Source organism: Pseudomonas sp. GD04158, assembly GCF_029834875.1.
Classification (GTDB): Bacteria; Pseudomonadota; Gammaproteobacteria; order Pseudomonadales; family Pseudomonadaceae; genus Aquipseudomonas; species Aquipseudomonas hydrolytica.
Window position 1 is genome coordinate 1 of the sequence record NZ_JAODYT010000098.1, and the last position, 11,897, is coordinate 11,897.

The window sequence follows — 11,897 nt, forward strand, 5'->3', positions numbered from 1 at the left end:
CTCGGCGATCATGAAGGCCAGTTCCAGCGACTGGTCGGCGTTCATGCGCGGGTCGCAATGGGTGTGGTAGCGGTCGGACAGACCGTCCTCGGTGATCGGGCGCGAGCCGCCGATGCATTCGGTGACGTTCTGCCCGGTCATCTCGATATGGATGCCGCCGGCGTAGGTGCCTTCGGCCTGGTGCACGGCGAAGAACTGCCGGACTTCGCTGAGGATCTGCGCGAAGTCGCGGGTCTTGTAGCCGCTGCTGGCCTTGATGGTGTTGCCGTGCATGGGGTCGGAACTCCACAGCACCTGGCGGCCTTCTTCCTTGACCTTGCGCAGCAGGCGCGGGAAGTGCGCTTCCACCTTGTCCGCGCCCATGCGCACGATCAGGTTGAGGCGGCCTGGATCGTTGTCCGGGTTGAGCGTGTCGAGCAGGCGGATCAGCTCGTCCGGGTCCATGCTCGGGCCGACCTTGACGCCGATGGGGTTCTCGATGCCGCGCATGAATTCGACGTGCGCACCGTCTAGCTGGCGGGTGCGGTCGCCGATCCACAGCATGTGCGCGGAGCAGTCGTACCAGCGGCCGGTGAGGCTGTCGCGACGCACGAAGGCTTCTTCGTAGTTGAGCAGCAGCGCTTCGTGAGCGGTGAAGAAGCTGACTTCGCGCAGTTGCGGCGCGCTGTCCATGCCGACGGCGCGCATGAACGCCAGGGTTTCGTCGATGCGGTTGGCCAGCTGGTGGTACTTCTCGGAGAGCGCCGAGTTGGCGATGAAATCGAGGTTCCACTGATGCACCTGATGCACGTCGGCAAAACCGCCTTGGGCGAAGGCGCGCAGCAGGTTGAGGCTGGCGGTGGCCTGGTGATAGGCCTGCAGCAGGCGCTCCGGATCGGGCACGCGGCTGGCGGCGTCGAAGCCGATGCCGTTGACGATATCGCCGCGGTAGGCGGGCAGGGTGACGCCATCGATGGTTTCGCTGCCGGAGGAGCGCGGCTTGGCGAACTGGCCGGCCATCCGCCCGACCTTGACCACCGGGCAGCCGGCGGCGAAGGTCATGACGATGGCCATCTGCAGCAGCACCTTGAAGGTGTCGCGGATCTTCGCGGCGGAAAACTCGGCGAAGCTCTCGGCACAGTCGCCGCCCTGCAGCAGGAAGGCGCGGCCCTGGGTGACTTCGGCGAACTGGCGGCGCAGCTCGCGCGCCTCGCCGGCGAACACCAGCGGCGGGTAGCCGGCCAGGGTCTGTTCGACGCGGGCGAGGTGGGCGGCGTCAGGGTATTCGGGCTGCTGCTGGATGGGCTTGGCCCTCCAGCTTTCTGGGCTCCAGGCGTGCGACATGCGGCATCTCTGTATCGGCTGATTCGGGCTGGTGGGCATCTTAACCGATAAGCCCCATGCCCCCTAGCGCAGCCCCGGGCGCAACGACGCGGGGCGCTGCACGCGCCCGATCTGCAGGTCACTCGTCCCTGAGGCCGGGCTGCGCGAGCAGCAGCGGCGCGGGCTCGGGTGGGCGGCGCGACCAGAGCCATGCCAGGGCCAGGCCCGACACCAGGTGCCAGCAGCCCCAGAAGGCGGCGATCAGCAGCATGCCGCCGGCCTGGGGGAAGAAGGTGAAGATGATCACCAGGCCCAGCGCCGAGTTCTGAATGCCCACTTCCAGGGTCACGGCGCGGCGCTCGCCTGCCGGTAGCCCGCCGATCAGTGCGCTGAGATAGCCGATGCCCAGCGCCAGCGCGTTGTGCGCCACCACCAGCCAGAAGAACAGGTGAAAGTGGCGGGTGAATTGCTCCAGATTGCGGCTGAACGCCAGGGCGACGAAACCCAGCATCACCAGCAGGGCGAACAGGCGCAGGGGCTTTTCCAGGTGCTGCGCGAGGCGTGGAAAGCGCCGCCCCACCCACATGCCTGCCAGCAGTGGCAGGGCCAGCACCAGCAGCACGAGCGCGAGCAAGCCCAGCGGGTCGAGGGCGATCTGCGTCAGCAGCGGCCGCGTGTAGGGGTTGAGCCAGGCGTACAGGGCGAAATTCAGCGGTGTGAGCAGGCTGGCGGCCAGGCTCGATACCGCCGTCATGCTCACCGAGACCGCGACATCGCCCCGCGCCAGCCAGGTCATGATGTTGGAAAAGCTGCCGCCGGGGCAGGCCGCGATCAGCATCATGCCCAGGGCCAGTTCCGGCTCGATGCCCAGCCCCCAGCAGGCCAGGCAGGTCAGTGCCGGCAACAGCAGAAACTGCGCCAGCAGCCCGAGCAGCGGGGCGCGTGGCGCGCGAGCGATGCGGCGAAAATCATCGGCGCGCAGATCGAGAGAAACGCCGAACATCATCAGCGCGACGATCAGATTGATCAGCACCAGGCTGCTGGGGTCGAAGGCGATCGTCACCGGTTCCACGTTCAGGCTCCCTGGGTGGCCGCGTAGGCACTCTCGCTCAGCTCGCGCCGCAGGGCGGCACTGTGCGCGGCGATGCGTCTACGATAGCTGTCCTTGTGCACGTAGTAGGCCATGCGCTCCAGTGGCAGGTAGCGGTAGCCGCCATCCAGGCGCTGGCCGGCCTGCTCGCGGATGGTCTGGCGCAGAACCTGTGCCGCCGGGCTGCCGGCCTGCAGCTGGCGGATGTACAGCGCCACCAGTTCGGCCTGCTCGTCGCGCCCCTGCCAGCCGAGACCGGAGGCCTCGACCATGCCGAGCACGAACAGGTCGTCACGCTGCGGGTGGAAGACGTTGAGATACAGCTGCGGCGCGCCTGCGCCCTCCGGCCAGTTCAGCTCGCTGCGCTCGATGAAGGGATAGTCGAGCTTGTAGCCGGTGGCCAGCAGGATCAGGTCGTACTCGGCCCGTGCGCCATGGGCGAAGGTGACGCTGTGGCCGTCTATCGCCGTGATATCGCCGCGCACGCGGATATCGCCATGGCCGATATGGTGCAGCACCAGCGAGTTCATCACCGGGTGCGATTCATACAGGTGGTAGTCAGGATCGGGCAGGCCGTACTGCGAAGGTTTGCCGACCAGAGCGCGCACCAGCAGTCCATCGAGCAGCTGCTTGAGCCGGCGCGGAAGCCTGATCGCTCCGCCGAAGGTGTCGGTGGGCTTGCCGAGGATGAACTTGGGCAGGAAGTAGTAGCCGCGCCGTACCGACAGATCCACCGAGGCGGCGCGATGCACGGCATCGACCGCGATATCGCAGGCCGAGTTGCCGCAGCCGACCACCAGCACGCGTTTGCCGGCGAAGATATCGGCGCTCTTGTAGGCGCTGGAGTGCAACACCTCACCGGCGAAGTGGCCGGGCAGGGATGGCAGGTTGGGCGTATGCAGGGTGCCGTTGGCGATCAGAACGCCATCGAGGCGCCATTCGCGCTGTTCGCCGTTGCGCTCGCTGACCAGCGTCCAGCCCTTGTCCAGGCGTTGCAGCTGCACCACGCGGGTGTCGAACTGGTAGTGCTGGTAAAGGCCGAACTGCCGGGCATAGTCGCGAAAGTAGCGGCGCATTTCGCTGTGATGCGGGTAGGAAGCCACTTCGGGGCGCATGGGGAAGTCGCGAAACTCGGTAGTGCCCTTGGAGGAAATCAGGTGCGCCGAGTGGTACATGGTGCTGTGCGGGTTGTCGATGTCCCACAGGCCGCCGACATCGCTGTGCAGTTCGAAGCCGACAAAATCGATGCCGTGCCTCTTCAGTTGCCGGGCCGCGCACAGCCCTGTCGGGCCGGCACCTATGATGGCGTACATGGCGAACCTCGTTATTGTTATGTTGGCCAACGCAAGTGCTGGAATTATTGCGTGACCCGCAGCGCCGCCTTCAATGACAATCGGCGCCTTTGCCCCGTCGCCCATGGTGCGGGATGTCACTGTTGGAGAATGGTCCATGCCCGGATTGCCGCCGAGCGACGAAATGCAGATGCTCGATGAGGTATTGCTGGCCGAAGTGCGCGATGCCTTCGGTGTGATCCGCGTGGTGCAGATCGGCGCCTATCGCTTTCTCGAGTTCGGTGATGCCATCGAGCAGAGCTGCGTGTTCCAGGGCGATCCGAGCTGGCTGGAGTACGACTACACCCGCGCCATGCTGCTCGGTGCGCTGTGCCACGACGCGCCGGAAACGGCGTTGTTTCTCGGCCTGGGCGCCGGCAACCTGACCCAGGCCTGCCTGAAGTTCCTGCCGCTGGAGGACGTCGAGGCCATCGAACTGCGTCCGGACGTGCCGCGCCTGGCCATGGAGTTTCTCGGCCTGGATGACGATCCGCGCCTGACCATCCGCATCGGCGACGCCACCGAACTGCTCGACAGCGCCGAAACCGCGGATCTGATCTTCCTCGATCTGTACACCGATCAAGGCCCCGGCGCCGGCCATCTGGCCTGGCGGTTTCTCGAGCATTGCCGGGAGAAGCTCAATCCCGGTGGCTGGCTGATCATCAACCAATGGGCCGGCAACGACGGCAAGCCGCTCGGCGCGGCGCTGCTGCGCGGCCTGTATCACCGCCATTACTGGGAATGCCCGGTGAAGGAGGGCAACGTGGTATTGCTGATACCCGCCGATCTCGACCAGCCGCTCGATCTTGGCCGCCTGCAGGTGCGAGCCGGCGAGCTGGCACCGCGCCTCGGCTATTCGCTGCAGCCGCTGATCGAGGCGCTACGTCCGGCTACCTGATGCGCATCTGCGAAAGGGGCTGAAAGCGGCTATTGCGGGCGCTGCGCCGGGCAGAGCTCTCGTTGCCAGAGCGGCCTGGCCATAAAAAACAGCACCTGAGCCCGGTTTTCCGGTATAGTGCGCGCCGGCCAATTTTCTGGCCACGTTCAGGTAGTGCAATTCGCCCGGAGCTCGACTTCGGCAGCCGGTCCCGCTGCGGACTATCCTTGACGATTCACTTTCATCACGTTTTCGCAAATCCCCGCCGAACCAGGCTGCCAGGGTGACCCACAAGGTCTTACACGGCATGCGCAGCTTTGGAACATGGGTCTTTGCGGATGCACTTGAGGCAGACCCATGACCCAGGAAATCGGCGGCTTTGCCGCGCTCGGACTTCATCCCAATATTCTCGCCGCTCTGACCGCCGTCGGTTACGAAGAGCCGTCTCCGATCCAGTCGCAGGCCATTCCGGTGATCCTCGCCGGCCACGACATGATCGGCCAGGCGCAGACCGGTACCGGCAAGACCGCCGCCTTCGCCCTGCCGCTGCTGAGCAAGATCGACCCGGCCAAGCGCGAGCCGCAGGTGCTGATCCTCGCCCCGACCCGCGAGCTGGCCCTGCAGGTGGCCACCGCTTTTGAAACCTATTCCAAGCAGATGCCGGGCGTGAACGTCGTCGCCGTCTACGGCGGCGCGCCGATGGGCCCGCAGCTCAAGGCCCTGCGCATGGGCGCACAGATCATCGTGGCCACGCCGGGCCGTCTGGTCGACCACCTGCGTCGTGACGACAAGGTGCTGTCCACCATTCAGCACCTGGTGCTCGACGAAGCCGACGAGATGCTCAAGCTGGGCTTCATGGACGATCTGGAAATCATCTTCGAAGCCATGCCGGAAAGCCGCCAGAGCGTGCTGTTCTCCGCCACGCTGCCGCATTCGATCCGCGCCATCGCCGAGAAGCATCTGCGCGAGCCGCAGCACATCAAGATCGCGGCCAAGACCCAGACCGTCTCGCGCATCGAGCAGGCGCACCTGATGATCCACGCCGACCAGAAGACCAACGCCGTGTTGCGTCTGCTGGAAGTCGAGGATTTCGACGCGCTGATCGCCTTCGTGCGCACCAAGCAGGCCACTCTGGATCTGGCCTCCGCGCTGGAAGCCAAGGGCTTCAAGGCCGCTGCGCTGAACGGCGACATCGCCCAGAACCAGCGCGAGCGCGTGATCGAGTCGCTCAAGGACGGTCGTCTGGACATCGTCGTCGCCACCGACGTCGCCGCCCGTGGTATCGACGTGCCGCGCATCACCCACGTGTTCAACGTCGACATGCCGTACGACCCGGAATCCTACGTACACCGTATCGGCCGTACCGGCCGCGCCGGTCGCGACGGCCGTGCGCTGCTGCTGGTGACCCCGCGCGAGCGCCGCATGCTGCAGGTGATCGAGCGTGTCACCGGGCAGAAGGTGGGCGAGGTCAAGCTGCCGAACGCCCAGCAGGTGCTCGATGCCCGTATCAAGAAGCTGACCAGCAGCCTGGCGCCGCTGGTCGCGGACGCCGAAGCCAGCCATGGCGAACTGCTCGACCGCCTGACCGCCGACATCGGCTGCAGCCCGCGCGCGCTGGCCGCCGCGCTGCTGAAGAAGGCCACCAACGGTCAGGCGCTGGATCTGGCCAGCGTCGAGCGCGAGCAGCCGCTGGTGCCGGGCGTTGGTGGTGCGCCGCGTGAGCGTCGCGAGCGTGATGGTGATCGTGGCGGCGAGCGCGGTGAATACCGCGAGCGCCGTGCGCCGCTGCCGCTGGCCGAGGGTCGTGTACGCTGCCGTACCGCGCTGGGCACTCGCGACGGCATCGCCGCGAAGAACCTGCTCGGCGCCATCCTCAACGAGGGCGGCCTGGCGCGCGAAGCCATCGGTCGCATCCAGATCCGCGAGACCTTCAGTCTGGTCGAGCTGCCGGAAGATGGTCTGGACCGTCTGCTCGGCAAGCTGAAGGACACCCGCGTGGCCGGCAAGGCGCTGAAACTGCGTCGCTACCGCGAGGATTGATCCACCAGGCTCGATGCCTTGCCGCTGGATCAGCAAAACGCCGCGCCCTGCACAGGGCGCGGCGTTTTTGTTTGTGCGCCAGCCTGTCAGCCGGTTTCGCTGAGATTGGCCTTGGGCGCCAGGCGGTCGAACACCTCGGGCGTCAGCGCCGCTTCGCCAGCCTCGTCGAGCACTTCGCGCGGGTGCTCGCTGCCGGGGATGCTGCTGTCGAGCATGCTCAGCAATTGTGCGCCGCGCGCGGTGAGGATGAAGTTCTCGCCGTTGCCGCCTTCTTCCTCCGGGCGCGGCTCGATAAAGCCGTTGTGCAGCAGGCGGGCCTCGTAGCGGGCGGCTTCGGCGCGCAGGTGGTCGAGATTGTCCACGTGCTCACCGGCATTTTCGTGCTCCTCGGCCAGCTCTTCGGCATAACGGCGCGGGGCGAAGGGTTTGCCGGCGGAGTTCTGCGCCTCGTGCAGCAGGCGTTCGATCAGGTCCCAGTCATGTTTCATGGCGGTACTCCCTAAGCGATGGGCTTATAGGGTCCGACTTCACTGACGCGGTACGGTTCGACCCAATTGCCGAGCGGTCCATGCAAAGCAAAACGCCCCGAACCAGTCGGGGCGTTTCGTTCGCTTCTGCCAGCGCTGATCAGGCGCGGCGACGGAACAGCGGTTGCGGCTGATCGGCCGAAGCCTGATAGACCTCGCTGTAGTCCTCGAAGGCCTTCAGCGCATCAAACGGGTCCTTGTCCGCGCGCAGGGCGAAGGCATCGAAGCCGACGCGCTTGAGGGCGAACAGCTGATCGCGCAGCACGTCGCCGATGGCGCGGATTTCGCCCTTGTAGCCGTAGCGGGTGCGCAGCAGGTAGGCGGTGGAGGAGTGACGGCCGTCGGTGAAGGCCGGAAATTCCAGGGCGATAACCTGGAAGTGCGCCAGGTCATCGGCGATTTCCTCGACCTCGTCGCCGGCTTCCAGCCATACGCCGAGGCCGCCGTCGCGGGCTTTCAGCGCATGGGCATGCTCGCGCCACAGGGCCAGCGGGACGATGATGTCGTCGCAGTTGGGAATGACGTCCAGGGTCACGTCCTTGGCCAGCAGGTGCCAGGTTTCGTCGACCACCTGACCGTTCTTAATGATTCGCTGCATAGACGCGCTCCTTGAACGGGTCGATACCGACACGGCGGTAGGTGTCGAGGAAGCTTTCTTCTTCGGTGCGTTGCTCGACGTAGACCTTGATGATCTTGTCGATCACGTCCGGCATGTCGTCCTGAGCGAAGGAGGGGCCGAGGATCTGCGCCAGGCTGGCTTCGCGACCGGCGCTGCCGCCGAGCGATACCTGGTAGAACTCCTGACCTTTCTTGTCCACGCCGAGGATGCCGATATGGCCCACGTGGTGGTGACCGCAGGCGTTCATGCAGCCGGAGATGTTCAGGTCGATATCACCGATGTCGAACAGGTAGTCGAGGTCGTCGAAGCGGCGCTGAATGGCTTCGGCCACCGGAATCGACTTGGCGTTGGCCAGCGAGCAGAAGTCGCCACCCGGGCAGCAGATGATGTCGGTCAGCAGGCCTACGTTCGGCGTAGCGAAGCCTTGTTCGCGCAGCTCGCCCCACAGGGTCAGCAGCTGACGCTGCTCGACGTCGGCGAGGATGATGTTCTGGTTGTGGCTGTTGCGCACTTCACCGAAGGCGTAGCGATCGGCCAGGTCGGCGATGGCGTCGAGCTGCTTGTCGGTGACGTCGCCCGGCGCCACGCCGGTGGGCTTGAGCGACAGGGTCACCGCGACGTAGCCGGGCTTCTTGTGGGCGAAGGTATTGCGCTGGCGCCAGCGGGCGAAGCCCGGGTGTTCGGCGTCCTGCTGGGCGAGCAGGGCGTCTTCGTCCTGCAGGGTCTGGTAGGATGGGTCGACGAAATGCGCGGCGACGCGGGCGACTTCGGCTTCGGTCAGGGTGGTCGGGCCGTCCTTGAGGTGCGCCCACTCGGCATTCACGCGCTCGGCGAACACCTCGGGGGTCAGCGCCTTGACCAGGATCTTGATGCGCGCCTTGTACTTGTTGTCGCGACGGCCATAGCGGTTGTACACACGCAGGATGGCGTCGAGGTAGCTGATCAGGTGCTGCCAGGGCAGGAATTCGTTGATGAAGCTGCCGACGATCGGGGTACGGCCCAGGCCGCCGCCGACGGAAACGCGGAAGCCCAGCTCGCCGGCCTCGTTCCTCACCGCTTCCAGACCGATGTCATGCACTTCGATGGCGGCGCGGTCGCTCACGGCGCCGTTGACGGCGATCTTGAACTTGCGCGGCAGATGGCTGAACTCGGGGTGGAAGGTCGACCACTGGCGGATGATCTCGCACCAGGGGCGCGGATCGACGATCTCGTCCTTGGCCACGCCGGCGAACTGATCGGTGGTGGTGTTGCGGATGCAGTTGCCGCTGGTCTGGATGGCGTGCATCTGCACGGTGGCCAGCTCGGCAAGGATCTCCGGCACGTCTTCCAGGTCCGGCCAGTTGAACTGCACGTTCTGCCGGGTACTGATGTGCGCGTAACCCTTGTCGTAGTCGCGGGCGATCTTGGCCAGCATGCGCACCTGGGTGGACGACAGCAGGCCATAAGGTACGGCAACGCGCAGCATCGGCGCGAAACGCTGGATATACAGACCGTTCTGCAGGCGCAGCGGACGGAATTCCTCGCCGCTCAGCTCTCCGGCAAGGTAGCGGCGGGTTTGATCGCGGAACTGCTTGACGCGATCCTCGACGATCTGTTGATCGTACTGGTCATAAACGTACATGAAGGGTCCTGTTGTCAGGCTACTTACTGCCAATCAGCGCGCACGGCCGCGCACTCCCGAGGAGCCGGGGCACGATACCAGCTCAGGTTTATGCGTAAAAGTGATGTTTGAATATATAAACCTAGGTTTAGGGAATAAGACTGTCTCAGAGCATAACCATATGGTTTGAGCGTTGGCCAAGCCTGGTCTTAAATGCACAGTGCATTACCCACAAGCACAAGAATAGGGGGAGTCATGAGCGAGCACAGTGAACCGGAGAAATCCGACAGCCTCATCGATGCGTGGGCCATATTGAGCCTGATCCTGATCGCCGTTGCCACGGCGGTGTTCTGGGTCAGCGGCCAGTAGTCTTCGACGCGCTTGCAGAGGCCGACCCGTCTTGGCGGGCGGCCTTTTTGCGTTTATGCCTTTATACTGCGCCCGGTTCTCGGGGAGGGGCGTCGTGATCAGGTGGATGCTGGGGCTGTTGCTCATGGGGTGCTGCTGCCTTGCTGGCGCGCAGCAGCGGCCGGTTTCCATGGTGTTTCTCAACCCGGGATACAGCGACGAGCCGTTCTGGGTCGCCTATTCGCGTTACATGCAGGACGCAGCCGACGATTTGGGCGTCGAGCTGCGCGTTCTCTACGGCCAGCGCGACAATGCCCGTATCCTCGACAATGCCCATCAGGTCCTGGCTGGCAAGCATCCCGATTACCTGATCTTCGTCAATGAGCAGTTCACCGGGCCAGAGATCCTGCGCCTGTTCGAGGACAGCGAGGTGCGTCTGTTCGCCTTGCACAGCACCCTTACCCCTGAGCAGCAGGCGCTGGCCGGCGGCAGCCGGGAGCGCTACCGGCACTGGCTGGGTAGCCTGGTACCCAACGATGAGGAGGCCGGCTACCTGATGGCGCGTGCGCTGATCGCCCTGACAGACGGCAAGCCTGCGGAAATGCTGGCGTTCACCGGCATCAAGCAGACGCCCTCGGCGACCTTGCGCGTCGCAGGGCTGGAGCGAGCCCTGGCCGAGGCTCCGCATGTTCGTCTGCAGCAGATGCTGTATGGCGAGTGGCGTCAGCAACGTGCCTACGAGCAGGCGCAGGCGCTGCTGCCGCGCTATCCGAATCTCAACCTGGTGTGGGCGGCCAACGACGAAATGGCCTTCGGTGTCATGCAGGCGGCCGAGGAGCAGGGCCGCCGCCTGCACTACGCGGCGCTGAACAATTCCCACCGTGTGCTGCAGGCACGTATCGAGAGGCGTATCGAGGTGCTGGCCAGCGGCCATTTCATTCTCGGGGGATGCGCCCTGGTGATGCTCTACGATCATTCCAGGGGGCTCGATTTCGCCGAGCGTGGTGGCAAGGACCAGGTGGCCAGCCTGCTGCGCCTGATCGATGACAAGGATGCCGAGCGCCTGCTCACTCGCCTCGACCAGGACGACATCGGCCTGGATTTCCGTACTTTCAGCGCCACCCAACGACCGCAGATGAGCCGCTACGCCTGTTCCATCGACAGCCTGCTGCGCTGATCAGCCGGTGGCCAGGTGCAGGATCAACTTGACCGCCCCCAGCAGTACCAGCACGAACAACCCGGTGAACATCAGCCCGAGCAGAATGAAGTGACTGGGCTTGCCGCGGCTGAAGTCGCGGCTGCGGTTCTTGCCGCTCTGTACCCCCAGTGCGGCGGCCAGCACGCTCTGCAGCATTTCCCATAGCGTCAGGGGCGGTGGTGGCTGTTGTTTGTCTGGCTCGTTCATAGGTGCTCTCCCGGTCTCCCCTGAGCATAGTCGCTGTCTGGCCGCAGCGGCCGCTGCAGCGCCGCCGGCATAGGCCGAGGAGCGCTTAGCCAACGGGTGGCAAACGGCTATAGTCAAGCACAGGGAGCCACTGCAGGCAGGAGCGTTGCCCGTGATGCCCAGACCGTTACCCCGCGCGCTCGGTGAGGCACTCGGTGCGCTGGTTCGCCAGTATCTGCCTGATGCGCTGCGGCAACTCTGTCTGGCACTGGAGCAGGCGCTGGCAGAGCAGCGCTTGCGCGCCTTTTCCAATGAAGAAGCGCAGGCCTGCGAGCATTTCATGCGCTTTTGCCGCAATCAGCAGGAGCGCGCCATCGCCAGCTGCGTGCAGGGCATCTGCGGGGGGCTGCTGGCTCTTCCGGAGCAGGCCGCCGTGCTCGACAGTCGCAGCGAGTGGAGCCTGGTGGACGATGAGGAAGTCGACGACATGCTGCTCGCGCGGCGCCTGGTGCGCACCTTGCGCGAAAGCCTCGGGGTACGTGAGTGGCGGGTCTGCGGCTGTTTCAACCGTCTGGCCGGCGAGCCTCTGGCCGATGCGGACAACCCCCTATCGTTCGAATTTCTCCTGCGTCAGCTGCAGGCCGAGCTACGCCTGCGCAATCAACCGCTCGGCGTGCGCGCCCTCTACCTGAGCGAAGCCGGACGCCTGCTGCCGGACTTGCTGCAGCCTTACATGCAGGCGCTGGTCGAGCAGTTCGCCGCACAGCGGATCGAGCCGC

11 protein-coding genes are annotated in these 11,897 nt (G+C 65.2%); 4 read left to right on the forward strand and 7 right to left on the reverse strand.

All coding sequences use genetic code 11. The annotated features are described in order from the left end of the window. From N7333_RS22125 to N7333_RS22135, 3 genes are all read right to left on the reverse strand, one after another. On the reverse strand, positions 1-1,323 hold a 1,323-nt coding region (locus N7333_RS22125; RefSeq protein ID WP_279859391.1), incomplete at its 3' end, for a 3-deoxy-7-phosphoheptulonate synthase class II. Between the two features lie 118 nt (positions 1,324-1,441). Then, the gene (locus tag N7333_RS22130; RefSeq protein WP_129482767.1) at positions 1,442-2,374 is read right to left on the reverse strand and encodes a bile acid:sodium symporter family protein; all 933 of its coding nucleotides are present in this window, start codon (positions 2,372-2,374) and stop codon (positions 1,442-1,444) included. A 2-nt stretch (positions 2,375-2,376) separates the two neighbouring features. Next, a complete protein-coding gene (locus N7333_RS22135; RefSeq protein ID WP_129482766.1) occupies positions 2,377-3,705 on the reverse strand; it encodes an NAD(P)-binding domain-containing protein in 1,329 nt (442 codons plus the stop codon). Positions 3,706-3,841: 136 nt separating this feature from the next. Between N7333_RS22135 and N7333_RS22140 the strand changes: the two genes are divergently transcribed. Continuing rightward, positions 3,842-4,621, forward strand: a complete 780-nt coding sequence (locus N7333_RS22140) for a spermidine synthase (RefSeq protein WP_003240122.1) — start codon at positions 3,842-3,844, stop codon at positions 4,619-4,621. A 336-nt stretch (positions 4,622-4,957) separates the two neighbouring features. Continuing rightward, the gene (locus N7333_RS22145; protein ID WP_012018551.1) at positions 4,958-6,640 is read left to right on the forward strand and encodes a DEAD/DEAH box helicase; all 1,683 of its coding nucleotides are present in this window, start codon (positions 4,958-4,960) and stop codon (positions 6,638-6,640) included. An 86-nt stretch (positions 6,641-6,726) separates the two neighbouring features. On the opposite strand, the gene N7333_RS22150 is transcribed toward N7333_RS22145, so the two are convergent. From N7333_RS22150 to N7333_RS22160, 3 genes are all read right to left on the reverse strand, one after another. Next, positions 6,727-7,128: a transcriptional regulator gene (locus tag N7333_RS22150; RefSeq protein WP_096826427.1), complete on the reverse strand. Its 402-nt coding sequence runs from the start codon at positions 7,126-7,128 to the stop codon at positions 6,727-6,729. Positions 7,129-7,267: 139 nt separating this feature from the next. Continuing rightward, positions 7,268-7,765: a DUF934 domain-containing protein gene (locus N7333_RS22155; protein WP_129482765.1), complete on the reverse strand. Its 498-nt coding sequence runs from the start codon at positions 7,763-7,765 to the stop codon at positions 7,268-7,270. After that, positions 7,749-9,407, reverse strand: coding sequence for a nitrite/sulfite reductase (locus N7333_RS22160; RefSeq protein WP_129482764.1), 1,659 nt, complete (start codon positions 9,405-9,407; stop codon positions 7,749-7,751). Before N7333_RS22160 ends, N7333_RS22155 begins: the two co-directional genes overlap by 17 nt. A gap of 517 nt (positions 9,408-9,924) precedes the next feature. On the opposite strand from N7333_RS22160, the gene N7333_RS22165 reads away from it, so the two are divergent. Then, the gene (locus tag N7333_RS22165; RefSeq protein WP_129482785.1) at positions 9,925-10,911 is read left to right on the forward strand and encodes an ABC transporter substrate-binding protein; all 987 of its coding nucleotides are present in this window, start codon (positions 9,925-9,927) and stop codon (positions 10,909-10,911) included. Here N7333_RS22165 and N7333_RS22170 read toward each other — a convergent pair whose 3' ends face one another. Further along, positions 10,912-11,139, reverse strand: a complete 228-nt coding sequence (locus tag N7333_RS22170; protein WP_012018556.1) for a DUF2970 domain-containing protein — start codon at positions 11,137-11,139, stop codon at positions 10,912-10,914. Between the two features lie 154 nt (positions 11,140-11,293). Between N7333_RS22170 and N7333_RS22175 the strand changes: the two genes are divergently transcribed. Continuing rightward, a partial coding sequence (locus tag N7333_RS22175) for a DUF1631 family protein (protein WP_279859392.1) occupies positions 11,294-11,897 on the forward strand: 604 nt, incomplete at its 3' end.